Raw genomic sequence first — 26,241 nt, 5'->3', positions numbered from 1 at the left:
TGAAGCTACAATCCACCATATCGACGCGCGCGGCGCTGAAACTCCAAAATCGCTTCTTGAAAATGCGCTTCCGTAAATTCAGGCCAATACACATCCGTAAACCACAATTCACTATAAGCAAGCTGCCACATCATAAAATTACTTAATCGCAATTCACCGCTTGTACGAATGAGCAAATCTGGATCGGGCAATCCACTTGTAAGCAAACGATCGGCCATTACTTTATCATCGATATCATCGATTGCAAGATTTCCTTGCTGAACCTCAGATGCGATGCTTTTCACAGCTTCAAGCATTTCCTTACGGCTTCCATAGTTTAAGGCAAAGTTTAGAACTAGCCCTGTATTGTTAGCGGTCTTTATAATGGCTTCTTCAACTGCACTGATCGTAAATGAAGGCAAATCCTCTTTATGTCCCATCATGCGAACCTGCACGTTGTTGGCTATCAATTCTTCTAATTCAATTTCAAGAAATTGCTGCGGAAGCTTCATAAGAAAATCCACTTCAGCTTTAGGTCTCTTCCAGTTTTCCGTTGAAAACGCATATAACGTCAAATATTTGACGCCTAACCGATCCGCTGCAATGGTAATACGTTTGACCGCTTTCATGCCGGAATGATGACCAGCCATACGTGGCAATCCACGATCTTTAGCCCAACGGCCGTTCCCATCCATTATAATTGCAACATGCTCAGGCACATTTTCTGAGGCCACAGAATCAGTCGGCTGTAAGGACGATTTGCCTAATTTGGCCCAAAGTCGCTCGATCATCTTACTTCCTCCCAACCGAAATCAAAACCAAACCCCACCTATCGGAGGGGCCCAGAGATTATTATACTTCCATAATTTCTTTTTCTTTGGCAACAAGCACTTTATCTACTTCAGCAATAAATTTATCAGTTGCCTTCTGAATATCCTCTTGGTGACCACGTGATTCATCTTCAGAAATTGTTGTTTTCTCAAGTTTTTTCACGCTGTCGTTAGCATCCCGACGAATATTGCGAATAGCTACCTTTGCTTCTTCGCCAAGCTTTTTCGAAGTTTTCACAAGCTCTGCCCGGCGCTCTTCTGTAAGCGGTGGGATAGAAAGACGAATCGATGCACCGTCATTGGAAGGTGTCAGTCCAAGATCCGATTTCATAATCGCTTTCTCGATTGCCGACATGGACGATTTGTCCCATGGTTGAATGAACAACGTACGAGAGTCTGGCGTACTGATGTTAGCAAGCTGATTGACAGGCGTCATTGCGCCGTAGTATTCCACTTGAATACGGTCAAGCAAAGATGAATTAGCTTTACCAGCGCGCAAAGACGATAAATCACGTTTTAGCGCGGAAATTGCTTTATCCATGCGTTCTTCTGCGTTTTTTTTCAGCTCTTGTGGCATTATTTCGCACTTCCTCTCACTATCGTTCCGATTTTCTCACCCAGCACGACGCGTTTAATATTCCCTTTCTCTGTAATCGCAAATACGATAAGAGGAATATTATTATCCATGCAAAGTGAAGCTGCGGTTGAATCCATTACGCCTAGATTACGGTTAAGCATGTCGAGGTATGTAAGCTCCTCAAATTTCTCAGCTGTGCTATCTTTAAATGGATCAGCAGAATATACGCCATCCACTTTGTTTTTCGCCATTAATATTACTTCTGCTTCGATCTCAGCTGCGCGAAGCGCTGCTGTTGTATCTGTTGAGAAAAATGGATTACCAGTTCCTGCAGCAAAGATTACGACGCGTCCTTTTTCCAAATGACGGATAGCACGACGTCTGATGTACGGTTCAGCGATTTGTTGCATCGCGATCGATGTTTGTACGCGAGTAGGTACATCGATTTGTTCCAGTGCATCTTGAAGCGCAAGTGAATTCATAAGAGTAGCCAGCATTCCCATGTAATCAGCTGTTGCACGGTCTATGCCTTTTGCAGAACCTGCAATTCCACGCCAAATGTTGCCGCCTCCGACAACGATGGCCACTTCTATGCCAAGTGCTACGACTTCCTTCACCTGATCAGCAATTGAAGATATGACCGTCGCTTCAATGCCATAACCTTCCTGACCAGACAATGATTCACCGCTTACTTTCAAAACGATACGTTTATACACAGGATGCTCCAACGTTAATACCTCCATCATGCACCTCAGTAAATGAGGTCCTTCAAATATGTTCTAATCATACAAGCAGGCGGGGCGGACGCCCCGCCCCGCCTGTGCGTTCGGATTAATGTTTAACTTGAGCCATAACTTCTTCAACGAAATTGTCAACTTTTTTCTCTAGACCTTCACCAAGCTCATAACGAACGAAGCGACGGATGGAAATGTTTTCACCAATTTTGCTGATTTTTTCATTAAGCAATACGGAGATTGTTTTGTCTGGGTCTTTAATGAACGATTGCTCAAGAAGACAGAACTCTTCGTAGTATTTCGAGATACGGCCTTCAACCATTTTTTCAACGATTTTTTCAGGCTTGCCTTCGTTAAGTGCTTGAGCTTTCAAAATTTCGCGCTCTTTTTCAAGCTCTTCAGAAGAAACCTCGTCACGGCTAACGAATTTAGGGTTAGCTGCAGCGATTTGCATAGCTACGTCTCTTGCAAACTCACGGAATTGATCCGTTTTTGCAACGAAATCCGTTTCACAGTTTACTTCAACGATAACGCCGATACGGCCGCCTGCATGAATATACGATTCAACTACGCCTTCGGTTGCAATACGACCAGCTTTATTTGCTGCTGCCGCCAAACCTTTTTCACGAAGTACTGCAATTGCTTTTTCAACGTCATTGTTTGTTTCGTCCAAAGCTTTCTTGCAATCAAGCATTCCAGCTCCAGTTCTTTCACGAAGCTCTTTTACCGCGCTAGCACTAACTGCCATTGTAAGCCCTCCTATAGGTTTCACGAAGTCTATGTAGCTTCGAGAATCATTAATTGTTTTTTTTAGTGATTTACATTCAAAAAAAGGGCAGTGAGAGGTTTATCACCATCTGACCACCCTTTGTTGACTAATTAAAGCCTTTAAATTAAGCCGTTGTTTGTTCGCCTTGGTTAGCTTCAACGATTGCATCAGCCATTTTCGAAGTCAACAACTTAACGGCACGAATTGCATCATCGTTACCTGGGATTACGTAGTCAATTTCGTCTGGATCACAGTTCGTATCAACGATACCAACGATTGGGATACCAAGTTTGCGAGCTTCTGCAACAGCAATACGCTCTTTGCGTGGGTCGATAATGAACAACGCGCTTGGCAAACCTTTCATTCCTTTAATACCGCCAAGGAATTTTTCCAAACGGTCTTTTTCTTTGTTAAGGATGATAACTTCTTTCTTAGGTAGAACCTCGAAAGTGCCGTCTTCAGCCCATTTTTCAAGTTGTTTCAAACGATCAATACGTTTTTGAATCGTTTGGAAGTTAGTCAAAGTACCGCCCAACCAACGTTGGTTGATGTAGAAGTTGCCGCAACGCTCTGCTTCTTCTTTAACGGAATCTTGAGCTTGTTTTTTCGTACCTACGAACAGCATAGTGCCGCCGTCTGCAGCGATCGATTTAACAAAGTTGTACGCTTCGTCAACTTTTTTCACCGTTTTTTGCAAATCAATAATGTAAATCCCGTTTCTTTCTGTGAAGATATAACGATCCATCTTCGGGTTCCAACGACGAGTCTGATGACCGAAGTGTACCCCAGCTTCTAGTAGCTGTTTCATGGAAATAACCGCCATTTCTCCAACACCTCCTATAATGGTTTTTTTTAGTGCTCCTCCGCTAGTCGCATCTTTCGCCAAAACTTCCGCCGGGCGGAAGCACCGTTTGACAAAATTGACCTGCGTGCGTTTTTAACACCGTGAATTAATATACCATAAATACACATCGCATGCAACAATCGTTTCAGAAAAGATAGGATAGCTATTTTTTGTTGGCAGTTAGAAGATTTACTTCTGAAGATGTTAAAGGCTCGCCGGTTACGATCCGAATGGCTTCTTCAACCGTTATCTCCTCATGAAACAAAAAATAACCGGTGCGAACCAGCTTCTTTGACTTTTTCATTTTTGATACAAAAGCGGTTTTATCTTTAATAATATTATTCGAAGCAAGCAGCTCTGCTGTATTCGTCAGACTAGAGCCTGCTTTAATTCTTATAACATGCTTGATCTCAGACTGTTCCTGAACAGGGACTGTCGTAGCCGTAGGCGCAGCTTTATCAGTCTTCGCCTCGCTTGTCTGCTCCTTAGCTTTGTCAGAATCAGCAGAAGGCTTAGTCTCCTGTCCCCCTGTGTTGTCCTTATTAAGCTGTTGCGAGTCTTGATTTGCCTTTAACAAAGCATCAACTTCTAGTTGAGTGTAAAGCTTCTCATCTGACTCTTTTCCTAAGTTACTTAGCCTTTGCCTGCTTTGCTCTCCTGAGAGCATTAGCTGGAACAACAAAGCGCCAATGATGATACCTGCACCTAATCCCATAAGAAATACCCGACTTTTAAGCATGGACAGAATCCTCCTGCTTAGCAAGCTGTATAATAAGCTGTACCTCACCTTTGTTCATACCAAGCTTTTTGGATATCGCTTCAATCGATTTCCCTTGCTCATAAAGTGTAAACAGCTCTTTATATCTGTCCTGGATAGTGTTCATCCGAACTGTCTCTTCTATAATATGTTCAACAACAGGCGCATCTTTAACAAGTTGTTCATTCGAATTTAATGAGACCGCTGACAATGGGGTTTCCACTGGACGAATGTAGGCCGTGGACTCGGACATTTTCTTTTGCAACTGCTCTGTGAGCTGTTCGCATTTCCGCTCCAATTCTACAATACGCTGCTCCTTGCGATCCGCATCTAATTTCGATTCTTGCTGAGCAGTTCTAACGAGGAGTACGAGATCCTCATTATCCTTCTCCATGTTCTCCATAAACTGCTCCAGCGCGGTTTCCATGTTTTGCATCGATTGTGACGGTAGAGCTGTATCCTGCTTCTTACGAGGCATTACAAAGGCACCGACAATAACAACCGCTCCTAGTAATACGATATATTGCAAGTATGGCTGCATCGTTCATAGCCTGCCTTTCATATGATGCCTTCTTTTTATAACTTAATATCAAGCCTATGGCCTTTGTACGGATGTGTAGGAGCCGCCTCCTGTTCATCAACATCCGAGGATAACTGTGTACGCTTACGTTTTGCCTGCTGATAAGCGTTACCTTGCTGACCTTCTTGATCACTGCGAATATGAAGTCCGTTTGATTGCTCGATCGCTGTGTTTTTCCCTCTTAGAAGCTCTGTTTGTTTGGCAGACTGATTGGCCAACGTATTCTGATCAGCTATAGGTTTATGCATCGCTTGTCCATGCATGCCGCTGAATTCTTGCGTTCGTGGTACAGACATTTGCAAATCAATGGATTTGAACGTCATATCTGCTCACCCCTTTGCGCCATTCATCAATTTCAAGCGTTATTTGGTATAAGGAACTAAGACGATATCCCCTTCGGAATAACGGAAGGTCACCCGCTGCGCTGAATCCTTCACAAACTTTGTGTACCTGCCAATTACAATTTTTGTTCCGCCAAATACAATATTGCTGACATCGATCTTCGATCGATCTGTGTTCTCCAGCGTTTTCTCTATCTCAAGAATACGGCTTCTCGTCTCATCATTCTCAAGCACGGTCTGACGTTTTGTGGCGGTCAGCTTAACGCGCAATGCCAGCTTCTCAGGAGTTAATTTCCCTGTCACAGCTAATTGATCCAAAATAACAAGCGCTTTATCCGTTTTATCTAAATTATCCATGTTCTGCCTTAATCTCGTTCTTAGCTCGAGCAGCTCCGAACGATATTCAGGGTTTACGCCTACTTCAATGGTTGTGGCTGTGGACATCGAGTTGCCAATCGTTCGCGCGCTGACAAGGTCACCTGCTTGTACAAGTCCGCCTACGATCAATCCTTTAGCGCCAGAGCACACAACATTTTTTCCGGCTTTTACATGCGAATGCATGATGCTCTGAGATACCAGCACCTCTTCGCCCGCGATAACATTGCCTTCTTGTATAAATGAGCTCCGGACGTTTCGTCCAGCTTTTACAAAACCTTTGTTGCTTCCCAATATTCCGCCTGTAATTTCAACAGAGCCTTCTGATTCGATTTCTGCCCCTTCAACTCCGCCAATAACTCGGATATCGCCCGAAGCTTTAACCCTGAATCCGCTTAGAACATTGCCTCTGATGACTACTGTACCAACAAAATCAATATTGCCGACACTATAATCCACATCACCGTTTACTTCGTAAACAGGAAACACATTAATTTTTTCTTTTTCAGTAAGCGAAATCAAGCCGTCAATTGCCGAATACATAGCCGTCTGCTCGTTGTTTAAAACGACATTTTTGCCTACTTTAAATCTAACGTGCTTGCCGAGCCTAGGAGCAATTTCTTCTCCCGTTACCGTCCTGCCAACAGGACCTGCAGTAGGCTCGAATCGCTCAGCAATCAATTGTCCACGCTTGACATTTTTTAGCTGAACAACTTCTTTAAAGTCAACCTTCCCATCCTCGAGCTCCGTTGGGGCGTTCACATTTTTATCCATATCATAAACTAGCTTCACATATCCGTCTTTACCAGGTGTAGGAGACTGCCCTTGCGCAACAAGTGTTTGTTCTTTGAAATATGCGAGAGGATTAGTGCCAATCTGACTCAGAACTTCTTTACGAAGGCCAAAAACGATCCCCTTGCTATGCAAGAATCGTTCTAGCTCATCGCCGTTACATTCGAATTCGTCCGAAATCCTGCTAAAGGTTAAAAATGCAGACAAATTATCGGCAGATGTCTGTATGCGTAGGTATGATTCTAATTGAAGATTTTCCACGTAGCTCCCCCCTTTTAATGTTGCATGAGTTGATCTTTATGCTTAGCCAAAGCTCCTCGCAGCCTCAAAATCGCTTTAGAATGGAGCTGGGATATTCTCGACGGTGATAGTGACATTACTTCAGCAATTTCACTTAATGATAATTCCTCATAATAGAAGAGAGAAACGACTGTTCGTTCCTTTTCCGTAAGTCTTTCAATCCCTTTAACCAATGATTCTTTCAAATAAAACTCATGAACCTTATGATCCGGGTTTTTCGCTTTATCGTCCACTAGCAAAGACATTCTTGTCTCCGATTCCTCTTCACGAATCGGGTCCTCCAATGAACAGACCGTTGTTACCGCAATATCTTGAAGCATATTAATGAATTCTTTCTCCGTTACATCAAGATAGCGGCTAATTTCTGCATCTGTCACAGAACGCAAGTACTGCTGCTCTAAATGCTGATATGCCTCTTCTACTCGTTTAGCCTTCTCTCGCACAGAACGCGGGACCCAGTCACCTTGTCGTAAGCCATCTATAATAGCACCACGAATACGCCATGACGCATACGTTTCAAACTGCAAGCCGCGGCCGTAATCAAATTTTTCAATTGCATCAATAAGACCCATTACGCCATTGCTTGCAAGGTCATCTCTAATGACGTTTTTTGGGAGTCCAATGGCCATTCGATTCGTTACATAATCAACCAGCGGCAAATATTGTTCAATCAACGTTTTTTTCGCTTCCAAATCGCCTTGTTCTCTCCAGGCTTGCCACATCTGCAAGTTTGTCAAATGAGGGGTCTTCTGCTCAATCATCGACTCACTCTCCTGTCAGGTGACGAATGGCTTTAACCAATTCTTCAGGCTGTGTATTTTTTGTATTTAACAATTGCGGAGGATTTAACGGACGAAAATCGCTTGCATCATCTTTCTGAGTTTCGATTGGCTGCTTGCCGGCACCATCTTTAATCTGTGATTTCAACAATTGATTGATATCTTCTGACTCATCAGGTGTTTGTATATCTAGTTGACTGCCTTTTCCTTCTTCATCTTCAATTTCCGAGCCTATTAGTGCTGGCGGTTGAAGGATGTATGCCAATATTGCCCGTACTCCATACGCAAGAACAAAAAAAGCGATGAAAGCATACATACTTCTAAGCAGCATAACAGTAATCGGATTGTTACCGATTGAGAAAGCTACCGTAAGCACGGTGCCGAAAATTCCAAATACGACATTCCATCGCCATGTTCCGAACATTTTAAATCTCCTTTGTTCCAAATTGCACACTTCTTATAGAAAGCATTCCGCTAGTACTGTCAAACTCTATCGTTCTACCAAAATTTCCGCCCGTATCTTGAGAGATAATCGGAATTTTGAATCTTCTAAGCATTTCTGTACAGGATTCAACATTGCGCGGGCCAATTCTTAGCGAATCACTGTGTCCAGACATAGCAAACATTTGAGCTCCACCAGCCATCTTAGCTTTCATGCGTTCAATGTATGCACCTGCTGCTATCATCCGATCAAGCAGCTCGGGTATGGCGGTATCTGCATATTTAGCTAGATTCATTTTGGTCTCACGGGCAATGTCTGAAGATGGCAGCATGACATGTGCCATACCGGCTATTTTTCGCGTTGGATCATACAAGGTAAGTCCAACACATGAACCTAAGCCGGTCGTTTTGAGTATCGCCCCATCCGTTGCAATATTTAAATCTGCCATGCCGACTTTGACCAAATTTTGTTGTATCATTCGCTAACGACTCCCAAAGCCCTAAAAATTTTCTCAAACGACTCTGGATCTGGAATGAGGAAAAAATGTCCTTCAAGCGACTGACAATCCTCCAAAAAGGTCGTTTCAATAAGTAGGGCCGAGTCCCCCATCTCTCCGTATTGCATTAAACCGTAGCTAAGCACGGCACCTGCCATATCTACTGCTATAGCGGGTACGGAGGGGGCCATTGCTAAATGAGTGAAATCAGCTAATGAAGATAAATAAGAGCCTGCTAAAATATTGCCAATCTCACAAAGAGCAGACAGCTCCATTTCTGAATAACCGTCCTGCTCTTCAATATTTAAGGAAAGCAGCTGACGCAACAATCGCCTTGCCGAATCTTCTTCAATGATAAAAAACATGTTGCCGGGAGCTTCTCCTTCCACTCGAAGAAAAACAGCAATGACGATTTTTTCGGAACCGCCAACACGCTCTGCAACTTCTTCAAATGGAAGCAAACTTACCTTCGGCACCGCCATATCAACTGGCTTATCTAACAAACGGGATAATGCAGTAGCAGCATTGCCTGCTCCAATATTGCCGACTTCTTTCAATACATCTAATTCAAATGCTTCAAAGCGGCTAAAAAGGTTCACAAGTTATTCCTCAAGCTGCTCAAGTTGAATAATTTCATTCTTGTTGAGCACTTCGGACAAGTTCAGCATGATGAGAAGTCGACCTTCACCAAGCTTTGCAATGCCTCTTAAGTATTTAGCTTTAATGCCTCCAACAATTTCGGGCGGCAAATCAATCGTATCTGTATCAATGTCGATGACATCATTGGCTGAGTCTACGATGAATCCAACTTCGATGTCAGCTACTGAAACAACAATAATTCTTGAGTTTTCTGTAGTTGCCGTTTCCGTTAGATTAAATCTGCCTCTTAGGTCAATGACAGGAACGACCACACCGCGAAGGTTAATAACCCCTTTAATAAAAGTAGCTGTTTTCGGAACGCGTGTAATTGGAGACAATCTTTCAATCGTACGGACCTTATCTACTTCAATTCCATACTCTTCGCTGCCTAGTGCAAACACGATAACCTTTAATTCTTCTCCCATCGTAAAAACCTCCCTATTTGATAAGTGCATTCGGATCGATAATCAATGCGACATAACCATCGCCAAGTATCGTTGCGCCGGAAATTGCTTTAATATTCGTTAAATATTTGCCCAGCGTTTTTAGCACGATTTCACTTTGACCAATAAATTCATCGACCATTACAGCTGCCCACTTCTCGCCTTTTCGAACGACTACAATTTCCGTTTCAAGCTCGTCATTCTCATTAAAATCAGGAGAGTCAAGCACTTTGCTTAGCGATACTAGAGGTATGATGGTATTTCTGAACTCTATCATTTTGTTGCCATGCACTTGAAGAATTTGTTCTTTGCGGATAATGCCTGTCTCAACGATCGAAGACAATGGGATAGCATATTTCTCCGACCCCAGCTTGATCAGCATTGCGGAAATAATGGATAGCGTAAGCGGCAATTGAACAGAAAATTTCGTTCCTCTACCAAATGCAGAATCTATCGTTACGTTTCCGCCTAGAGAAGTAATTTTTGAACGAACGACGTCTAGACCAACACCGCGTCCGGATATGTCCGAAATTTTATCTGCGGTACTGAAGCCAGCCGCAAAAATAAGCATATTAATTTCATCCGGCGTCAGCAGTTTTGCTTCGTCAGCCGTGACGACGCCATTTTTAATGGCTGTTTTTAGCACTCGTTCATGGTGTATACCGCGGCCATCCTCTTCCACTTCAATGAAGACATGATTTCCGCTATGGAACGCGCGCAAGAAAATCGTACCGGTTTCTGGCTTGCCTGCTGCAATTCTCTCTTCCACCGTTTCGATTCCATGATCAACCGAGTTGCGCAATAGATGAACAAGCGGATCTCCAATTTCGTCGATAACCGTACGGTCAAGTTCCGTATCGGCTCCAGTAATAACAAGATCGATTTTTTTGTCTAGCGATTTAGCTAAATCTCTAATCATACGAGGGAAACGATTGAATACCGAATCCACAGGTACCATGCGAAGCTTAAGTACAATACTTTGAAGATCAGAACTTACGCGTGCCATATGTTCCACAGTTTCAGTCAAATCACTGCGTTTGATTTCACTAGAAAGCTGTTCCAGCCTAACACGGTCAATAAGCAATTCGCTAAACAAGTTCATGAGCGTATCGAGCCTCTCAATGTCTACACGAATCGTCTTCGACACATTAGCTGGTGTGCTGGCAGCAGGTGCCGATCGAGCTTGTCCTTTTGCTGCTTCAACAGATGTAACTGCTGTTTCGGTTTGCGGCGCAGCCGTTTCAGCAACTTCGACAACCTCTACTGCCGCAGCTGCGTTAGATTGGCCAAGCACGGCTAATGACTCTGCATCCAAAGAAGTTACAACAGCGGATTCAATTTCTGAAATATTAAGCAGCTGCGCTTGAAGATCTTCCTGCTGCAAGCGTGAAATCGTAAATACCGTAAAAGTGAAATTGAATTTTTCTTGTTCAATGTCTTGAACAGATGGATCTGATTTAATAACTTCACCATTGCGCTCTAGCAAATCAAATACCATATAAGCACGAACGGCTTTTAGCAAGCAATTATCGCGAATAGCGATTTGAATATGAAAAACATTATGTCCTGTTTCTATCGATTGAAGCAAAATCGAAGATTGAAACTCATCAAGCAGCATCGTCCCTGATGCGCTTGATTCTGCAGCACTTGGTGCATTAGCCGCTACGGTTGGAGCCTGAGTCGCTTTGCTTGCGCTATAATCACTTTTCAAGATGATTTGCAGCGATTCAACGATCGAGGTAACGTCTGCTTTCCCTGTACCGCCGTCCACAATATCCTGAACCATTGCTTCAAGCGCATCTAACCCTTTAAACAAAGTGTCAAAAATAAAGCTGTCCATTTTTAACTTGCTGTTGCGAACGAGGTCAAGCACATTTTCCATTTCATGCGTCAGCGCTGCTAAATCTTCAAAACCCATCGTAGCTGACATTCCTTTGAGCGTATGCGCTGAACGGAATATATTTTGAACGATACTAAGCTCCTCAGGCTCGCTTTCCAGACGAAGCAAATTTTCATTCAAGGATTGCAGGTGATCATTAGATTCATCGATAAACATCGATAAATAGGCATTCATATCCATTTCCTAGCACCTCCTGTTAGTATGGTGAAGCCATTCTAGCCTATCTATTTCAGCACTGCTTGCTTCAGTTGCGATGCAATATGCTGCAGTGGCAATACTTTACTCACACATCCAGCTTCAACAGCCGATCTCGGCATTCCATAAACGACACAGGTTTCTTCAGCTTCTGCTATGGTCGTTTCAATTCCACATTCGGATAACAGCTTCATTCCCTTCGCCCCATCGCTGCCCATGCCTGTCATTATGACCGCATGACGCTTCAGTTCGCGATGTTCAGCCAAGGATTCAAACAATACATCTACAGAAGGACGATGTCCGTTGCGCTGCGGCTGTTCAGTGAGCGCAATCGAGTAGCTAGAAGCATCTTTGACAAGCTCCATATGAAAGCCGCCAGGTGCGATATAGGCAACGCCAGCAACTACTTTCTCTCCCTGCTCTGCTTCTACGACATGAATCTCGCTAAAGCTGTCTAGCCGCTGTGCCAACGATTTGGTGAACTTAGGAGGCATATGCTGAACAATAAGCACCGGTGCTGGGAAATCAGCTGGCAAAGAAGTGATTACCTCATGCAAAGCTCTAGGACCGCCTGTCGAAGTTCCAATGGCTACGATATGTTTAAAGGTAGAAGCTGTCTGGACTGTCTTTGCTTTTTTTGTTGAAGGTGGCTCAGAGAAATGAGATTTAGGTTCAGCCTGCGGTGCCTTTTCGACTGATTTGCGAGGTGCAATCTTAGATTTGGCATCGTTAGGCTTTGCTTCATCTTGCATATTGCTTGTAAGCTTATTATGTAAAGGGGGAACCGAGCGCTGTTGCCCTTGTTTATCTTCCGCTTTCTTGAACGGCAATTTGTTCCGATCTTTAGCAGGAGTAGACAATGCTTCAAACGGCAGCTCCTCATGGTGTAAAATGTTGTTCGAAACTACTTCTTTTTTCGCTTTTGGCAAGCTGCTATCATCTGCTTTTGTTTCTTGTTTCTCGCTAATCGTAATCACTGGCTGATAACGCTTCGTTAATACTGCGATACGCAATTTCTCAAGCAGAACCTCTCCAACTTGGCGAATATCATTAGAGATCGTTGCTGATGGTTTTCTAATGAAGTCGAATGCACCAAATTGCAGTGCTTTAATCGTTTCTCTTGTATTGTCTTCACTTATACCCGAGAGCATAATGACAGGAGTTGGATGATCCTTCATAATAATCTGCAATGCGTCAATTCCGTTCATTAACGGCATTTCAAGATCTAAGGTAACGACATCCGGTTTCCATTCACGAACCGCTTCTATTGCTTCATGACCGTTTTTAGCTGTAGCTACGATCTTAAACTGTGAATCTTGAATGATTAAATCACTAATGATCTTTCGCATAAATGCGGAATCATCTACAACTAGTACGCGATAAGGAACCATTCCATTTCCTCCTCACTTCCAAAGGATTATCTTGAGAGTCTGAACATTTTATGCAGAAATCCTTTGACACCGCCGTTAATTGCAGTATTCTGTGGTATTTCAAGAAATTGCTTTGCGATCCGGTCAATAGCAACGGATGCTTCGCTTCCAGGATAGGCTACAGTAAAGGGCACTTGACGCTTCACAGCTTTTGACACATTTGGGTCATCCGGCAAAATACCAAGATGAGGCAAATCGGATTGAAGAAACCTGTGTGCAACCATGCTAATTTTATCAGCGGTTTGTTTTCCTTCACGGAAATCAGCGGCTCGATTGACAATTAATTTGAAGTGAACATCCACCTCCATCGCTTTAACCATCTTAATTAAGGCGTAAGCATCTGTAATTGAAGTAGGTTCGGGCGTTGTCACAACGATTGTTTCTTGCGCTGCAGTTATAAATTTAACCGTTTCCTTCGATAGGCCTGCGCCAGTATCAAACAAGATCACATCATACCTGCCATGCAGCTTGCTAATCTCATCAGCGAAACGGTCAAGCTGCTCTGTAGACAAATCCATCAAATCTCTAAAACCAGAACCACCTGCAATAAAGTTCAGCCCTTCCGGGCCTTCCTGCACGATTTCCCAAATTGTTTTCTCCTGCTTGAGCAGATGATACAAATTGTACGTGGACGAAACGCCCATAAGCACATCGATGTTGGCCATTCCGATATCTGCATCAAAAACGAGCACTTTTTTACCCAATCGTTGGAGCGCTAATGCAAAATTCAAGCTGAAATTCGACTTTCCAACTCCGCCCTTTCCGCTCGTTACCGTCACTACACGAGTCGTGCGGCCTTCATCTTGAAGCTCCTGCTGCTTGACTAAATTACGTAATGCTTCAGCTTGATCCATCATAAACCGTTGCTCCCGAGCAGCTGCTTAACGTATAAATCCACTTGAAACTTCTCGATATCGTCTGGAACGGTCTGTCCACTCGCCATATAGGTAGGAAGCAATTCAAAATTCATAATGAGATTAAAAATTGCTCCGTAAACCGAAGTTTCATCAAGCTTTGTAAACAACACTTTTCGAACGCCGTATTTGCAAAAATGATTGGCTACTGCTGACATATCCTTCGTCTTGCCAGTCATGCTAAGCACAAGCACCGTTTCGTTAGCCTCGGTCGTTTGAAGCAAGCTGCTGACCTCTGATACATGAAGCTCGCTGCGAAAATTCCTTCCAGCTGTATCCATATAAATGAGCTCTCGCTCTTCAAGCTGCTTGAAAGCACGGGGCAAATCCATCTGCGAGAAAACGACCTCTAGCGGCACGTTCAAGATGTTGGCATAAGTCCTAAGCTGATCCACGGCTGCAATTCGGTAGGTGTCCGAAGTAATGAACCCCACTTTCCTGCCCTGCTTGATTGTTTGTTCAGCTGCAAGCTTCGCAATAGTCGTCGTCTTGCCAACTCCGGTTGGACCAACAAAATGAACCACTCTTACATGACTGCTAATACTGCTGCCACTGTAGGGTTGCAGCCACTCTTGCAGCAGCTCTGCCGCATGCTCCCATACTTGTTCCTTTGAAAAAACGATTTTTTCTTCGGATTCTTTGTCAGAAATAGCTTGTATCAAACGCTCAATCCACTGCAATTCCATTTCTTGTTCTATCAAGTGTTCTCTCAGTGCAATCAAGTGCTCTGACATAGAAATAAGATTGTTTTGCTGTTTCGAGAGTTTTAACATGTATTCTCTTAAATCTCGAATCTCATCAATGATGAATTGCTCTCGTTCTATTTTGTCCTTCTGAGGCTCTGCAATCGGTACTGAAGAAACTGCTTGAACGTTTGGAGGCTCCATTACAGCCGTTGCTGTTCGCTGCGCCGTTTGCAAAATTTGCTCAACGACCGCATCCACTTGAGGATCCGGGTTTCGCTGAGGTTTTGCTTGGGGATTCGATTGATTCGATTCGATAGCGGCGATAACCTCCATCTTTTTCTTACGAAACATCCCCATAAAGCCGCCAACTTTAATTTCCTTCGTATTCAATATAACTGCATCTTTCCCAAGCTCGCTTCGAATCAGAGAGACCGCTTCTGGCAATGCACTGACGACATATCGTTTTACTCTCATAGATTCACCACCCCGACACTCTGAACTTCAATATTTGGTTCAAGCTCACTGTAAGAAAGTACGGGTACATCCTGCATCGTTCTCTCCACAATTTGTCTCAAATACATCCGAATGGTAGGTGATGCGAGTACAACAGGCTGTTGGCCAGCTTGAATCTGACGATTTACATGCTCATTGAGCTTCTGGTAAATCTGTTGAGTGGAAACGGGATCCAGTGCAATATAGCTGCCTTGATCCGATTGCTGCACAGACTCAGCAATTTTTTTCTCAAGCTGCGGTCCAACTGTTATCACTCGTAACGTATCGCTACCAGATGAAAACTGCTGTGTAATTTGTCTTGATAGCGACTGTCGTACATACTCTGTCAATATATCAGGGTCTTTCGTATAGTTTCCATGATCCGCTAATGCTTCAAAGATGGTAACTAGATCTCGTATAGACACCTTTTCTCTTAGAAGCTTCGACAACACTTTTTGTACGTCGCCAATGGTAAGAATAGACGGTATAAGTTCATCAATAAGCGCAGGATAGGACTCTTTTACATTTTCTACAAGCTGCTTCGTTTCTTGACGTCCAATCAGCTCATGTGCATGTCGTTTAATAATCTCAGTTAAATGCGTAGCAACGACTGAAGGCGGGTCAACGACTGTATAGCCGGAAAGTTCGGCACGTTCCTTCATTTGCTCATCAATCCAAATTGCAGGCAATCCGAAGGCTGGCTCTGTTGTTTCAATACCAACGACCGAATCGTCCTCAAATCCAGGGCTCATGGCCAAATAATGATTAAGCAGCAAATCGCCGCGAGCGACGGTGTTGCCTTTAATTTTGATGACATACTCATTTGGCTTCAGTTGAATGTTATCCCTGATCCGGATGACTGGTACGACGAGCCCAAGCTCCAGCGCACATTGCCTGCGTATCATGATGATTCGATCAAGCAAATCTCCTCCCTGCTGCGTATCCGCAAGCGGGATAAGACCATAACCAAACTCAAATTCAATCGGATCGACCTGCAAGAGGCTAATTACACTCTCTGGACTGCGAACCTCTTCAATTTGCTGTTCTTCGACAAGCATTTCCTCTTGCTCTTGTTGCTTATGTATAGCTTTCTGCATATACCAGCCGCCAAAGGCCAGCATAATAGCGAATGGCCAAGTTCTTAATGGACCGATTGGTGTAAGGCCTAGCAAAGCGATTGTTCCAGCTGCAATAAATAGCAGCTTCGGGTATTTGAATAGCTGAGCGGTTACATCCTCTGCCAAGTTCCCCTCTGATGCCGCTCTAGTTACGATAAGACCAGCAGCTGTGGAAATAAGCAATGCAGGTATTTGACTGACGAGACCATCACCAATCGTAAGGATCGAGAACGTCGAAAGCGACTCGCCAAAGCTCAAGCCATGAATCGCCATACCAATGATAAATCCGCCAACTAAGTTGATGACTAGAATGATAATGGAAGCAATTGCATCACCCTTTACAAACTTGCTGGCACCATCCATTGCCCCGTAAAAGTCCGCTTCACGTTCAATTTTGGAACGACGTGCTTTCGCTTGATGTTCATTAATCAAACCAGCATTCAAATCTGCATCAATACTCATTTGTTTACCCGGCATCGCGTCGAGCGTGAATCGTGCTGCAACTTCCGCTACCCGTTCAGAACCTTTCGTAATAACGATGAACTGCACGACTACGAGAATGAGGAAGACGATAAATCCAATTGCAATTTCTCCACCGCCAACCCAGCTGCCAAACGTAGCTACGACTTCCCCTGCTTCCGCATGTGACAAAATATTTCTAGTAGTAGAAACGTTCAGCGCAAGTCGGAATAAGGTAGTGATTAGTAGAATTGCCGGAAATATAGAGAAATCAAGAGCTTCCTTTGTATTCATTGCAATAAGTAATATCATCAATGCTATCGAAATGTTTAAAATGATGAGTATATCGAGTAGTAGGACTGGGATCGGGATTATCATCATGAGTACAATTCCAATTACGCCAAATAGTATTACAAAGTCCTTTGCTTTCATGACGCCTCCACCTCCCGTAGTGTTATGATTTCAATCGGCCTTTCATCTTATATACATATGCGAGCACCTCAGCCACAGCTTGGAACAGATCTGGAGGTATGACATCCCCAATCTCCGCTCGTTCATAAAGCGCTCTGGCAAGCGGTTTATTTTCCATTGTCACAACACCGTTTTCTTTCGCTATTTCTCTAATGCGAAGCGCTACATGATCCATGCCTTTGGCGATGATTCTTGGCGCTTCCATTTTGGTTGCATCATATTTCAATGCAATAGCGAAGTGTGTAGGGTTGGTAATGATGACATCCGCTTTAGGAACCTCTTGCATCATACGCTGCATGGCCATTTTGCGTTGACGCTCACGAATGCGGCTCTTAATGATCGGGTCACCTTCAGATTTTTTGTATTCATCCTTAATATCCTGCTTAGACATTCTCAAACTTTTGTTATGCTCATAACGCTGATAGAAAAAATCTGCTAATGCGAGTACGGCGAGCACCACACCAATTTCTATACCTAGTTTTATCGTTAAACCAGCGGTAAAACTAAATATTTGTTGGATTGGCAAGCTAGCAAGCACTAATATACGGTTCCATTCTTTGGATATGGTCATATATACAAGCACCGCTACAATAAGCAGTTTTAAAACACTTTTCAAAAATTCGACTACTGTTTTAGCTGAAAAAATTTGCTTAAAGCCGTTGATCGGGTTCAATTTGCTTAATTTCATTTTTAGAGGATCACCGGTTAGCAAAAAACCGTACTGTACAACGTTGCCGAGGACACCGACAAGAACGGTTACCGCAAAGATTGGCAGTAAGATCAGCAGCATTTCAATTGCCACATCATTGAAGAGCGACATAATGTTGCCTGTCGTAACATCCATCAACAGCCAGTCTTCAAACAGATTGCCGAAGAGCATCATGATATGTGTCTTGAAATAATTGCCCATCATAATGAAGCTCATAAAAACAAAAATTAATATTAATGAACCCGGTAAATCAGCCGATCTCGCAATTTGACCCTTTTTTCTTGCTTCATCCTTTTTCTTCGGAGTTGCTTCCTCAGTCTTCTCTTGACTGAAAAGCTGCAAATCAAGCTCTAGACGGTAATTTCGCATGGGAAGCTTCCTCCTATTTCACGTCAGGCGGCGGTCCTTGCACGATACCGAATAACTGTTCCAAAGCATCAAACATGATGGAAAACAATCTTTCGAATATGCCAGCAAGACTTGGCATTAACAACACTAGCAAAATCATGCCTATAATTAGCTTTAGAGGTATCCCGATTACAAAAACATTGAACTGAGGAGCTGTTTTGGTTAAGAAGCCTAATCCAACATCCGTCAGAAACATCGCTACTACTAATGGCGCTGACACTTGAATGGCCAGCAAAAACGTGTTTGCGAATGTTCTTGTTAAAAAATCAGTAATGCTGCCGCTCATTATTCGGCTAAATAAATCATTGGACAAAGGCATCCATTCGTAACTGTCCATAAGGCCTGTTAATAAAAAATGATGACCGTTCATCATTAAGAAAACAACTAAGATCATCATGTATTTAAAATTGCCGAGCAATGGGGCTGACGTACCTGTATGGGGATCTACGATATTTGCCATTGCAAAACCAACCTGCAAATCCATTAAGGCTCCCGCGGTCTGAACGACCGTGAAGAACAAGTAGACTACATACCCAAGCAGTACGCCGACCAATATTTCTCGAACCAGAACCAAAATATATTCAGCGTCCGGAACCATCGTCTGCTTCACGCCGTACGTTAAGAAAACGATAAACGAGATAAAAAATCCGAGCCCAATTTTGAAAACATTCGGTACGCCTCGCGACGAAAAAACAGGCGCTACGACGAAAAACGCAGTTATTCGACAAAAGATTAACAAAAAAATAGGGAAACCCTGTACGATCGCGTTCATACACTCACAACCTAACCGATGTAATTATGAAGATTGTTCAGCAGATTGTAAGTGAAGTCGATAACCGTATTTAGAATCCATGGGCCAAAAATGATGATGGACACGAAAACCGCTACAATTTTCGGAACAAATGCCAGCGTCTGCTCCTGAATCTGTGTTGTTGCTTGAAATATGCTGACTAGTAACCCTACGACCAAAGCAAGAACGAGCATTGGTGCACTGGCTTTCAAAACAACGAATACGGCCTGGCTGGCCAACCCGATTATGAAATCAGTACTCATCAAAAGTCCCTCCCTGCTAGTATCACGTGTTGAAACTTAACAACAAAGATTTTACGATCAAATACCATCCATCTACTAATACAAATAGCAGTATCTTAAACGGCAAGGAAATCATAACAGGAGGCAGCATCATCATCCCCATTGCCATCAGTGTGCTTGCGACAATCATATCGATGACTAGAAACGGAATGAATATCATAAATCCCATTATAAAAGCTGTTTTCAACTCGCTTATGGCGTATGCAGGTATTAGTACTGTGATCGGTATCTCTTCAAATGAAGCCGGCTTCTCTGTTTTCGTATAATTCATAAAAAGCATTAAGTCCTTTTCCCTCGTATGAGAGAACATAAACTTCTTCATCGGAACGGAGGCTTCCTTAAAAGCTTCTGTTTGAGAGATTTGACCTTTTAAATAGGGCTGCAATGCAACATCATTTACTTGAGAGAACGTTGGAGCCATGATAAAGAAGGTAAGGAACATTGCCAGTCCAATCAATACTTGATTGGGCGGCATTTGCTGTGTTCCAAGCGATGTTCTTACAAAGCCTAGAACGATAACGATCCTAGTAAAGCTTGTCATTAGTACCATAATCGCTGGCGCGATACTTAGTACTGTAATTAATAGAAGAATGGATAATGCGCTAGTATCGGGCGTGTCACCGCTTCCGTTGCCAATATTGATGGATACGTCGGGTAACGGCTCCGCAAATGCTTGATTATGTAATAACATCGCAAGCAATTGAACAACAACGATTGATATCCACCACTTATTTTTCATCATCCATCAACCGTTCATTTGATTTAGATTCATGCAATAACGATTCCAATTGCTGCTTGCGGTCAGCTTGCTGACTAAGCTTATTTTGCAACAAATCCTGAAAGGAAGACGTCTTGTTCCACTGCTCGTTCGTAGGATCAGAGCCATTTGGATTGTTGCGATCTTTGAACTTCTTAAGTATTTGTGAGACTAAATCCTTTGACCAAGCCGATTCCTGTTGCCGCTCCAGCGCTGAAATAACAGCACTTGCTTGCTCAGGATCATCTAGCTTGTCAATTAGAGTTATGTTCTCGCCGACGCCAACGATATAAATCCGACCTGCAATCTCGACGACCTGTAATGAGTTATTCTGTCCTAGCGCAATACCGCCGAGTGAACGAAGCGATCGATTCGTTCCCCACATGCGATTGCGCTGCGACAACCATTTAATGACTAAAATAATTAATACGATAACGATGGCAAGCGATACGATAACCCAAATCATGTTGCCCGCAAGATCATTTGTTCCGGTAAACATCATTTGTCCTTCATCGTTTGCGCTGCTGCCGCCTTGTGCCGCAGCAGCCGCAAATTGTGGCCCAATCGCCATCCCAAGAGCAGACACCATTGAAATGCGCGAAGCTATGTTAAACATAATGTCTAACCGTTATCCGAGTGTTTTCTTGATCGCTTCAATTACACGATCAGCTTGGAACGGTTTGACGATGAAGTCCTTTGCGCCTGCTTGAATCGCATCAATTACCATTGCTTGCTGACCCATTGCTGAACACATAATTACTTTAGCATTGCTATCAATTTTTTTAATTTCTTTCAGAGCGGAGATTCCGTCCATCTCAGGCATCGTAATATCCATTGTTGTCAAATCAGGTTTCAATTCCTTGTACTTCTCAACTGCTTGTGCGCCGTCTTGGGCTTCACCGACGACTTCGTAGCCGTTCTTTGATAAAATGTCACGAATCATCATGCGCATGAAAGCTGCGTCGTCTACGATAAGAATGCGGTTTGCCATCTTTTTATCCTCCTAGGATGCTATTGTAATTTTTGAATGCGGTCCCATTGGCTTACGATATCCGTTACACGAACACCAAAGTTTTCATCTATGACAACAACCTCGCCTTTTGCGATCAGCTTGTTATTCACTAGGATGTCGACTGGTTCGCCAGCTAGCTTGTCCAGCTCAATAATAGAACCTTGCGACAGCTCCAAAATATCTTTTATCTGCTTTTGGGTCCTTCCTAATTCTACCGTGACCTTAAGCGGTATGTCGAGAAGTAAATTGAGGTTTGTCTCATCTGGCTGAATAATTGGCGCATTGCCAAAATTAGCAAATTGCACAGGCTGTACATTAACATTTCGACTAGCTGCATGACCATATGTATGAGGCCCCGGCGGCTGCATCGACATGTCGTAGCCAGCTGCAGGTGTTTGATACGGCATAGAAGGCATTTGAGGCGCCTGTGAAGCCATATTCATTTGCGGCGGCACAGCGTTCAAATGAGCTGCTGCAGCCGTTTCTTGCATTGCCATAGCTTGTTGTGCTGCCGGCGCTGCTGCAGCCGTTTGAGGCGCTGGAACAGCAGGCTGAGCTGGCTGATCATCTACCACTCCCATTAATATATCAACCATTTGTTTCGCAAACGGAATGGGCAGCAGCTGCATGATTGTTGAATCTATGAGATCTCCAATCGTAAGCCGGAATGATATTTTTATAAACATATCTACCGGTGGCAAATGCTCCATGCCATCACCGTTATTAACATCTAGAATGTCAATGCCCGGCGGCGAAATATTGACAAAACGATTAAATATCGTTGACATCGACGTAGCAGATGATCCCATCATTTGATTCATCGCTTCTTGAACTGCACTAATGTGAATTTCATTAAGCTCTTCTACAGTGATGTTGGTGCCTTCACCGCCAAGCATCAAATCAGCAATGATTTGGGCATCTTTTGTTTTTATGACAAGTGAATTAATGCCTTGAAAGCCGTCTACGTATTGCACACTAACTGCAACATGAGGCTTAGGGAAAATGTCAGCAAGCTCATCTTTTCTTACAATAGTAACTTGTGGTGTAGTAATATCTACTTTCTTGCCAAGCAACGTTGACAATGCTGTTGCCGCACTGCCAAATGTTATGTTTCCAATCTCACCCAGAGCAGACTGTTCCATATCGGATAAAAAGTCTGAAAGTTGTGTTCCGACTTCAGTGTGCTGCTCCGGTTCCGGCTCACTGGAGGATTGACGTAGCAATGCATCAATTTCCTCTTGTGACAAATAGTCCTTACTCGTCATAATCTTCTTCCACTCCTTCAGTGACAATCTCATCTACTTGAACAGCTAGCCGATCCTTAACAGAGCCTGCACTGCCAATGAATTTAAGCTTGTCTCCAACTTTAATGTTGAGACCATCATTAACTGATTTATTCAATGAAATAACATCACCAATATTCAGTCCTAGAAACTCTTGAATGGTTAGCGACGATTCGCCAAGCTCGGCTACGATAGGAAGCTTCGCTTTATTTACTCGCTGCTCCAATATTTCAACTTCCTCTGGCGCGCGAGCTTTCTTCTGCGATACAAACCAGTGATGAACAGACAGCCTGGACATAATCGGTTCAATAACGACATGCGGAATACAAAGGTTAATCATACCCGTCGTATCGCCGATTTTGGTGCTGAATGAAATGAGAGCGATCGTTTCATTGGGCGATACAATCTGCATGAACTGCGGGTTCGTTTCCAATGCTTCCAGCCTAGGAGAAATATCGATTACTGTTTTCCAAGCCTCCTGCAAGCCTTCAAACGTTCGACTGAAAATTTTCTCCATAATAATGGTTTCAATTTCAGTTAAGTTGTTGATTTTGGATGGCGCTATGCCTTGTCCGCCTAACATTCGATCCAGCATTGCGTACGCTACGTTTGGATGAACTTCAAGCACCATACGACCTTCCAGCGGCTCCGCTTCAAAAATGTTCAATATCGTCATCTTTGGTATCGAACGAATAAATTCATCGTAAGGCAATTGCTCGACCTGCACGACATTAATTTGAACAAATGTGCGAAGTTGTGCTGAGAAATAGGTTGTCAAATACCGTGCGAAGTTTTCATGAATCCGCGTCAAACTTCTAATATGATCCTTCGAAAAACGTACGGCGCGTTTGAAATTATACACACTGACTTTTCGCGTCGTTTCTTCCTTCTTTAAATCCTCTGCATCCATTTCACCGGAATCCAAGGCAGCTAGTAGCGCATCAATTTCATTTTGCGATAAAACATCAACCAAATATCTCACCTCCTTCGAGGAATGTCTGCGTAGTCAGTTAAAGTGGAGCAAGTGTAAAGTCTGTGATTTCTACCTTAATCAACTTACCTTTAGGAATAATAGGATTGATTAAGTTGAGAAGCTTCGACTCAAGTGCGTCTTCACCTTGAGAACCCTGCAGCTCATCTGCTGTCATATCAGCAATAACACGGTTAATAATTGGGCGAACTTCAATCTCAAGCAGTTTATCAAAATCTTCTTTTGTTTTCTTCTTGTCGAGCTGGAAAGCAAAACTCAAAATAACGACATATTCACGATCTTTCAGATTTCTTCTGAATTCCTTTAATTCAGAAGTTACGGCCACACGCTCATCAGCCGATAAAGCTTTAACCTCAATCGTTTTTGTCTCCGTCGCCTGCTCCTTAGGGTCAGTAAAAAACGACTTGAACAAGATGATTGAAACAATGGCGATTAAAGTTATGGATAACAAAATCGTAATTAACCAAGGTAGCATTTTCTTCATGACGATGGACCCTCCGTTTGCTCACTCTTTTGGGCCGCCGCAATAAGGCCAATTGTGCGAAGATACTGCCCATTAAGCTGCAACAGTTCCGTTGTTTTTTCTTTTACAACCAGCTTCTTGCCCGTCGTAAGTGTAATCACCGTATCCGCTGATTCTTCAATCATTTCAATTAATAAAGCATTTATTGTGACCTTTGTTCCGTTCAACCGCGTTACGGTAATCATCAGTTGCCCCCTCACACCTAGGGGAGGCGTTAAGCCTCCCGCTCGTTATGACTTACTTATCGTTTTAGATTAACTACCTCTTGCAAAATTTCATCAGAAGTTGTGATAATACGTGAATTCGCTTGGAAACCACGTTGTGCAACGATCATTTCTGTAAATTCAGCAGTTAAGTCAACGTTAGACATTTCCAGCTGACCGGCAATGATTGCGCCTGTACCGAATTCAGGATCAGTCGCGAACGTCATGAAATCCTCAATAGAAGCATCCGGATTAGCATTCGCTGTAACACGGTACATATTGCCGCCCAGTTTCTCAAGACCACTAGGATTTACAACTTTGGCTACGCCAAGCTGTGCAACGGCTTCCGTACCATCCGCTGTTACACCCATGATCGTTCCGTCTTGACCAATGGAAAACGCCGTAATTGCCTCATCAAGTACGATAGGCTCTTGATCAACGCTTAGTACGAAATAGCCATCGCCTGTAACAAGCTGTCTATTCGAGTCAAGCGTAAAGTTGCCCGCACGTGTTAAAAGCATTTCAGAATCTTCGCTCGCTCTAACTACGAAAAATCCGTCTCCGTCAATACGAAGGTCTGTCGGTTGGTTCGTTGTCATTGCGCTTCCTGCGGTATGTACGGTATCGATAGAGCCGATAGACACGCCGAGTCCGATTTGTTTTGCGTTAACGCCACCGCGCACGCCTTCCTCAGGTGCGGTAACGCCCGCAACCGTTTGGCTCAAAATATCTTTGAACATGACGCGCCCTGCTTTAAAGCCAACCGTGTTCACGTTCGCAATATTGTTACCAATAACGTCTAGCTTTGTTTGGAAGCCGCGCATACCGGACACGCCCGAATACATCGATCTTAGCATTTTCGTAATTCCTCCTAGGGAATGGATTAAAATCTTATGGGCTTCAAAAAAATGTTAGCACTATCATAAACTGCTTCAATCGGTCCACAGCTTGAGGCTCCCTGATAGGTCCAGCCTTACGATAATATAATAGCGCTGTCTATTTGCGTAAATACGTTGCTTCGCATTTGCGCGCCATCCATTGCAGTCACAACTGTACGGCTTGGGACATTCACAATCATGGCAATGTCTCGGAAAACGATTAATGAATCCTGAGCGCCTTTGGATGCAGCCTCTTCGACCGCATTCATTATTTTGGTTAATGACTCTGGTTGCAAGTTAATGCCTCGCTGCTGCATTCTAACCTCGGCATGATGACTAAACTTTAAAACCTTGCCATTAAGTATTTCTTGAAATTCAGATGGCTGAGCTGAACGGTTGACAACTGTCTTACTAGGCTGCAGAGGTGTCGACTTAACCGGGAAAATATGACCGATTTTTATGCCTTCACTCATTATTTATCAGCCCCTTCCTCAGCACCAGCTGGATCCGAAGGATTCTTGTCTACGCCGTTATCTTCCCCTGTAGAATCCTCTGGCGTTGGTGTTTCACCCGTTGTTTCCGAGATAGAGTTGACATAATCAAGAGCAATCTCGGCTCCGCCTACCCTTGCATAAAGGAGACCATCCTTCGAAATAATGGAATCAACTACGCCTTTGGCGGTCTTGATTGCACCAGCATCATCATATTCATTCCATTCAATCGTTTTACCGATTAAGCTGGATGCTGAACCAATGTTTTGACGCATTAAAGATAGCTCGGTGGACATATTCATCAGCTGCTCTACAGAAGTAAATTGCGCCATCTGAGCGATGAACTCTTTATCCTGAAGCGGCTGCATGGGATCCTGGTTGCGAAGCTGCGTAACGAGAATACTTAGAAATTGATCTTTTCCAAGCGTATCCGTGTTTTTTTTGTTTGCTGCAGCTTGTACATTCTCTTTGCTGTAATTCGGCCAAACTACGCGAGTAGAAACGCTATCTGCCATTTCCGATCACCTCCGATCTCTCTAACCCTCTACTAAC

32 protein-coding genes are annotated in these 26,241 nt (G+C 43.4%); all 32 read right to left on the bottom strand.

Going from position 1 to position 26,241, the window contains the following annotated elements:
* Positions 1–5: 5 nt before the first annotated feature.
* The 32 genes from AC1DOV_RS14775 to AC1DOV_RS14620 all read right to left on the bottom strand — a co-directional run bounded on the left by AC1DOV_RS14775 (position 6) and on the right by AC1DOV_RS14620 (position 26,204).
* Complete coding sequence (locus tag AC1DOV_RS14775; RefSeq protein WP_477550297.1) at positions 6–770, bottom strand: isoprenyl transferase; 765 nt, start codon at positions 768–770, stop codon at positions 6–8.
* A 61-nt stretch (positions 771–831) separates the two neighbouring features.
* The gene (gene frr / locus AC1DOV_RS14770) at positions 832–1,386 is read right to left on the bottom strand and encodes a ribosome recycling factor (RefSeq protein WP_339208952.1); all 555 of its coding nucleotides are present in this window, start codon (positions 1,384–1,386) and stop codon (positions 832–834) included.
* Positions 1,386–2,114 carry a UMP kinase gene (gene pyrH / locus AC1DOV_RS14765; protein WP_053377774.1) on the bottom strand — a complete coding sequence of 243 codons (729 nt, stop codon included), beginning with the start codon at positions 2,112–2,114 and terminating at the stop codon, positions 1,386–1,388. Before pyrH ends, frr begins: the two co-directional genes overlap by 1 nt.
* A gap of 103 nt (positions 2,115–2,217) precedes the next feature.
* Positions 2,218–2,892: a translation elongation factor Ts gene (tsf, locus tag AC1DOV_RS14760; RefSeq protein WP_339208950.1), complete on the bottom strand. Its 675-nt coding sequence runs from the start codon at positions 2,890–2,892 to the stop codon at positions 2,218–2,220.
* A gap of 121 nt (positions 2,893–3,013) precedes the next feature.
* Positions 3,014–3,712 (bottom strand): 30S ribosomal protein S2, encoded by a 699-nt coding sequence (gene rpsB / locus AC1DOV_RS14755; protein WP_054028957.1) that lies wholly within the window; start codon positions 3,710–3,712, stop codon positions 3,014–3,016.
* 184 nt (positions 3,713–3,896) lie between these two features.
* A complete protein-coding gene (locus AC1DOV_RS14750; RefSeq protein WP_477550296.1) occupies positions 3,897–4,472 on the bottom strand; it encodes a hypothetical protein in 576 nt (191 codons plus the stop codon).
* Positions 4,465–5,031, bottom strand: coding sequence for a DUF6115 domain-containing protein (locus AC1DOV_RS14745; RefSeq protein WP_477550295.1), 567 nt, complete (start codon positions 5,029–5,031; stop codon positions 4,465–4,467). The genes AC1DOV_RS14750 and AC1DOV_RS14745 overlap by 8 nt, the downstream gene beginning before the upstream one ends.
* Before the next feature lie 35 nt (positions 5,032–5,066).
* Positions 5,067–5,393 (bottom strand): hypothetical protein, encoded by a 327-nt coding sequence (locus tag AC1DOV_RS14740; protein WP_441911325.1) that lies wholly within the window; start codon positions 5,391–5,393, stop codon positions 5,067–5,069.
* A gap of 39 nt (positions 5,394–5,432) precedes the next feature.
* A complete protein-coding gene (locus AC1DOV_RS14735) occupies positions 5,433–6,839 on the bottom strand; it encodes a DUF342 domain-containing protein (protein ID WP_076269171.1) in 1,407 nt (468 codons plus the stop codon).
* Between the two features lie 14 nt (positions 6,840–6,853).
* Positions 6,854–7,639: a FliA/WhiG family RNA polymerase sigma factor gene (locus tag AC1DOV_RS14730; protein WP_054028962.1), complete on the bottom strand. Its 786-nt coding sequence runs from the start codon at positions 7,637–7,639 to the stop codon at positions 6,854–6,856.
* Between the two features lie 4 nt (positions 7,640–7,643).
* Positions 7,644–8,081: a hypothetical protein gene (locus AC1DOV_RS14725; protein ID WP_477550294.1), complete on the bottom strand. Its 438-nt coding sequence runs from the start codon at positions 8,079–8,081 to the stop codon at positions 7,644–7,646.
* Position 8,082: 1 nt separating this feature from the next.
* The gene (locus tag AC1DOV_RS14720) at positions 8,083–8,577 is read right to left on the bottom strand and encodes a chemotaxis protein CheD (RefSeq protein ID WP_076269169.1); all 495 of its coding nucleotides are present in this window, start codon (positions 8,575–8,577) and stop codon (positions 8,083–8,085) included.
* Positions 8,574–9,194 carry a chemotaxis protein CheC gene (locus AC1DOV_RS14715; protein ID WP_076269168.1) on the bottom strand — a complete coding sequence of 207 codons (621 nt, stop codon included), beginning with the start codon at positions 9,192–9,194 and terminating at the stop codon, positions 8,574–8,576. Before AC1DOV_RS14715 ends, AC1DOV_RS14720 begins: the two co-directional genes overlap by 4 nt.
* A gap of 3 nt (positions 9,195–9,197) precedes the next feature.
* Positions 9,198–9,659 (bottom strand): chemotaxis protein CheW, encoded by a 462-nt coding sequence (locus AC1DOV_RS14710; protein ID WP_477550293.1) that lies wholly within the window; start codon positions 9,657–9,659, stop codon positions 9,198–9,200.
* 13 nt (positions 9,660–9,672) lie between these two features.
* Positions 9,673–11,757 carry a chemotaxis protein CheW gene (locus AC1DOV_RS14705; protein WP_477550292.1) on the bottom strand — a complete coding sequence of 695 codons (2,085 nt, stop codon included), beginning with the start codon at positions 11,755–11,757 and terminating at the stop codon, positions 9,673–9,675.
* A gap of 44 nt (positions 11,758–11,801) precedes the next feature.
* Complete coding sequence (locus AC1DOV_RS14700) at positions 11,802–13,163, bottom strand: protein-glutamate methylesterase/protein-glutamine glutaminase (protein WP_441881270.1); 1,362 nt, start codon at positions 13,161–13,163, stop codon at positions 11,802–11,804.
* 26 nt (positions 13,164–13,189) lie between these two features.
* Positions 13,190–14,059, bottom strand: coding sequence for a MinD/ParA family protein (locus AC1DOV_RS14695; RefSeq protein ID WP_339208931.1), 870 nt, complete (start codon positions 14,057–14,059; stop codon positions 13,190–13,192).
* A complete protein-coding gene (gene flhF, locus AC1DOV_RS14690; RefSeq protein ID WP_477550291.1) occupies positions 14,056–15,276 on the bottom strand; it encodes a flagellar biosynthesis protein FlhF in 1,221 nt (406 codons plus the stop codon). The genes AC1DOV_RS14695 and flhF overlap by 4 nt, the downstream gene beginning before the upstream one ends.
* Positions 15,273–17,303 (bottom strand): flagellar biosynthesis protein FlhA, encoded by a 2,031-nt coding sequence (flhA, locus tag AC1DOV_RS14685; RefSeq protein ID WP_076269162.1) that lies wholly within the window; start codon positions 17,301–17,303, stop codon positions 15,273–15,275. Before flhA ends, flhF begins: the two co-directional genes overlap by 4 nt.
* A 22-nt stretch (positions 17,304–17,325) precedes the next feature.
* Positions 17,326–18,420: a flagellar biosynthesis protein FlhB gene (gene flhB, locus AC1DOV_RS14680; protein WP_076269161.1), complete on the bottom strand. Its 1,095-nt coding sequence runs from the start codon at positions 18,418–18,420 to the stop codon at positions 17,326–17,328.
* A gap of 13 nt (positions 18,421–18,433) precedes the next feature.
* Positions 18,434–19,231 carry a flagellar biosynthetic protein FliR gene (fliR, locus tag AC1DOV_RS14675; protein ID WP_076269160.1) on the bottom strand — a complete coding sequence of 266 codons (798 nt, stop codon included), beginning with the start codon at positions 19,229–19,231 and terminating at the stop codon, positions 18,434–18,436.
* Positions 19,232–19,242: 11 nt separating this feature from the next.
* A complete protein-coding gene (gene fliQ / locus AC1DOV_RS14670; RefSeq protein WP_054028974.1) occupies positions 19,243–19,512 on the bottom strand; it encodes a flagellar biosynthesis protein FliQ in 270 nt (89 codons plus the stop codon).
* Positions 19,513–19,534: 22 nt separating this feature from the next.
* Positions 19,535–20,242, bottom strand: coding sequence for a flagellar type III secretion system pore protein FliP (fliP, locus tag AC1DOV_RS14665; RefSeq protein ID WP_372239010.1), 708 nt, complete (start codon positions 20,240–20,242; stop codon positions 19,535–19,537).
* A gap of 37 nt (positions 20,243–20,279) precedes the next feature.
* Complete coding sequence (locus AC1DOV_RS14660; protein ID WP_477511424.1) at positions 20,280–20,924, bottom strand: flagellar biosynthetic protein FliO; 645 nt, start codon at positions 20,922–20,924, stop codon at positions 20,280–20,282.
* Between the two features lie 12 nt (positions 20,925–20,936).
* A complete protein-coding gene (locus AC1DOV_RS14655) occupies positions 20,937–21,299 on the bottom strand; it encodes a response regulator (RefSeq protein WP_076269158.1) in 363 nt (120 codons plus the stop codon).
* A gap of 20 nt (positions 21,300–21,319) precedes the next feature.
* Positions 21,320–22,585, bottom strand: a complete 1,266-nt coding sequence (gene fliY, locus AC1DOV_RS14650) for a flagellar motor switch phosphatase FliY (protein WP_475449022.1) — start codon at positions 22,583–22,585, stop codon at positions 21,320–21,322.
* Positions 22,575–23,576, bottom strand: coding sequence for a flagellar motor switch protein FliM (gene fliM, locus AC1DOV_RS14645; protein ID WP_054028979.1), 1,002 nt, complete (start codon positions 23,574–23,576; stop codon positions 22,575–22,577). The genes fliY and fliM overlap by 11 nt, the downstream gene beginning before the upstream one ends.
* Positions 23,577–23,613: 37 nt before the next feature.
* Positions 23,614–24,078 (bottom strand): flagellar basal body-associated FliL family protein, encoded by a 465-nt coding sequence (locus tag AC1DOV_RS14640; RefSeq protein WP_076269156.1) that lies wholly within the window; start codon positions 24,076–24,078, stop codon positions 23,614–23,616.
* The gene (locus tag AC1DOV_RS14635) at positions 24,075–24,302 is read right to left on the bottom strand and encodes a flagellar FlbD family protein (protein WP_054028981.1); all 228 of its coding nucleotides are present in this window, start codon (positions 24,300–24,302) and stop codon (positions 24,075–24,077) included. The genes AC1DOV_RS14640 and AC1DOV_RS14635 overlap by 4 nt, the downstream gene beginning before the upstream one ends.
* A gap of 56 nt (positions 24,303–24,358) precedes the next feature.
* The gene (gene flgG, locus AC1DOV_RS14630) at positions 24,359–25,177 is read right to left on the bottom strand and encodes a flagellar basal body rod protein FlgG (RefSeq protein WP_076269155.1); all 819 of its coding nucleotides are present in this window, start codon (positions 25,175–25,177) and stop codon (positions 24,359–24,361) included.
* A gap of 116 nt (positions 25,178–25,293) precedes the next feature.
* Positions 25,294–25,671, bottom strand: coding sequence for a TIGR02530 family flagellar biosynthesis protein (locus AC1DOV_RS14625; protein WP_441881284.1), 378 nt, complete (start codon positions 25,669–25,671; stop codon positions 25,294–25,296).
* Entirely contained in the window at positions 25,671–26,204 is a 534-nt protein-coding gene (locus AC1DOV_RS14620) for a flagellar hook capping FlgD N-terminal domain-containing protein (protein WP_477527611.1), read from the bottom strand. The genes AC1DOV_RS14625 and AC1DOV_RS14620 overlap by 1 nt, the downstream gene beginning before the upstream one ends.
* Positions 26,205–26,241: the final 37 nt, after the last annotated feature.

The sequence above is a fragment of the Paenibacillus sp. 01T47 genome (genome assembly GCF_056398245.1).
This window is presented reverse-complemented; position numbering and strand designations above follow the sequence as displayed.

Bases quoted from the DNA above. Each gene is read 5' to 3' on its own strand.
- AC1DOV_RS14655 (WP_076269158.1), bottom strand. From the start codon at position 21,299: ATGGCAAACCGCATTCTTATCGTAGACGACGCAGCTTTCATGCGCATG.
- flgG (WP_076269155.1), bottom strand. From the start codon at position 25,177: ATGCTAAGATCGATGTATTCGGGCGTGTCCGGTATGCGCGGCTTCCAA.
- AC1DOV_RS14745 (WP_477550295.1), bottom strand. From the start codon at position 5,031: ATGCAGCCATACTTGCAATATATCGTATTACTAGGAGCGGTTGTTATT.
- AC1DOV_RS14635 (WP_054028981.1), bottom strand. From the start codon at position 24,302: ATGATTACCGTAACGCGGTTGAACGGAACAAAGGTCACAATAAATGCT.
- AC1DOV_RS14730 (WP_054028962.1), bottom strand. From the start codon at position 7,639: ATGATTGAGCAGAAGACCCCTCATTTGACAAACTTGCAGATGTGGCAA.
- AC1DOV_RS14625 (WP_441881284.1), bottom strand. From the start codon at position 25,671: ATGAGTGAAGGCATAAAAATCGGTCATATTTTCCCGGTTAAGTCGACA.
- AC1DOV_RS14775 (WP_477550297.1), bottom strand. From the start codon at position 770: ATGATCGAGCGACTTTGGGCCAAATTAGGCAAATCGTCCTTACAGCCG.
- flhF (WP_477550291.1), bottom strand. From the start codon at position 15,276: ATGAGAGTAAAACGATATGTCGTCAGTGCATTGCCAGAAGCGGTCTCT.
- fliY (WP_475449022.1), bottom strand. From the start codon at position 22,585: ATGACGAGTAAGGACTATTTGTCACAAGAGGAAATTGATGCATTGCTA.
- AC1DOV_RS14700 (WP_441881270.1), bottom strand. From the start codon at position 13,163: ATGGTTCCTTATCGCGTACTAGTTGTAGATGATTCCGCATTTATGCGA.
- rpsB (WP_054028957.1), bottom strand. From the start codon at position 3,712: ATGGCGGTTATTTCCATGAAACAGCTACTAGAAGCTGGGGTACACTTC.
- fliP (WP_372239010.1), bottom strand. From the start codon at position 20,242: ATGTTATTACATAATCAAGCATTTGCGGAGCCGTTACCCGACGTATCC.
- AC1DOV_RS14710 (WP_477550293.1), bottom strand. From the start codon at position 9,659: ATGGGAGAAGAATTAAAGGTTATCGTGTTTGCACTAGGCAGCGAAGAG.
- frr (WP_339208952.1), bottom strand. From the start codon at position 1,386: ATGCCACAAGAGCTGAAAAAAAACGCAGAAGAACGCATGGATAAAGCA.
- AC1DOV_RS14740 (WP_441911325.1), bottom strand. From the start codon at position 5,393: ATGACGTTCAAATCCATTGATTTGCAAATGTCTGTACCACGAACGCAA.
- AC1DOV_RS14705 (WP_477550292.1), bottom strand. From the start codon at position 11,757: ATGGATATGAATGCCTATTTATCGATGTTTATCGATGAATCTAATGAT.
- AC1DOV_RS14620 (WP_477527611.1), bottom strand. From the start codon at position 26,204: ATGGCAGATAGCGTTTCTACTCGCGTAGTTTGGCCGAATTACAGCAAA.
- AC1DOV_RS14640 (WP_076269156.1), bottom strand. From the start codon at position 24,078: ATGAAGAAAATGCTACCTTGGTTAATTACGATTTTGTTATCCATAACT.
- fliR (WP_076269160.1), bottom strand. From the start codon at position 19,231: ATGAACGCGATCGTACAGGGTTTCCCTATTTTTTTGTTAATCTTTTGT.
- flhB (WP_076269161.1), bottom strand. From the start codon at position 18,420: ATGCGAAATTACCGTCTAGAGCTTGATTTGCAGCTTTTCAGTCAAGAG.
- AC1DOV_RS14660 (WP_477511424.1), bottom strand. From the start codon at position 20,924: ATGTTTAACATAGCTTCGCGCATTTCAATGGTGTCTGCTCTTGGGATG.
- fliQ (WP_054028974.1), bottom strand. From the start codon at position 19,512: ATGAGTACTGATTTCATAATCGGGTTGGCCAGCCAGGCCGTATTCGTT.
- AC1DOV_RS14750 (WP_477550296.1), bottom strand. From the start codon at position 4,472: ATGCTTAAAAGTCGGGTATTTCTTATGGGATTAGGTGCAGGTATCATC.
- flhA (WP_076269162.1), bottom strand. From the start codon at position 17,303: ATGAAAGCAAAGGACTTTGTAATACTATTTGGCGTAATTGGAATTGTA.
- AC1DOV_RS14695 (WP_339208931.1), bottom strand. From the start codon at position 14,059: ATGATGGATCAAGCTGAAGCATTACGTAATTTAGTCAAGCAGCAGGAG.
- AC1DOV_RS14720 (WP_076269169.1), bottom strand. From the start codon at position 8,577: ATGATACAACAAAATTTGGTCAAAGTCGGCATGGCAGATTTAAATATT.
- AC1DOV_RS14725 (WP_477550294.1), bottom strand. From the start codon at position 8,081: ATGTTCGGAACATGGCGATGGAATGTCGTATTTGGAATTTTCGGCACC.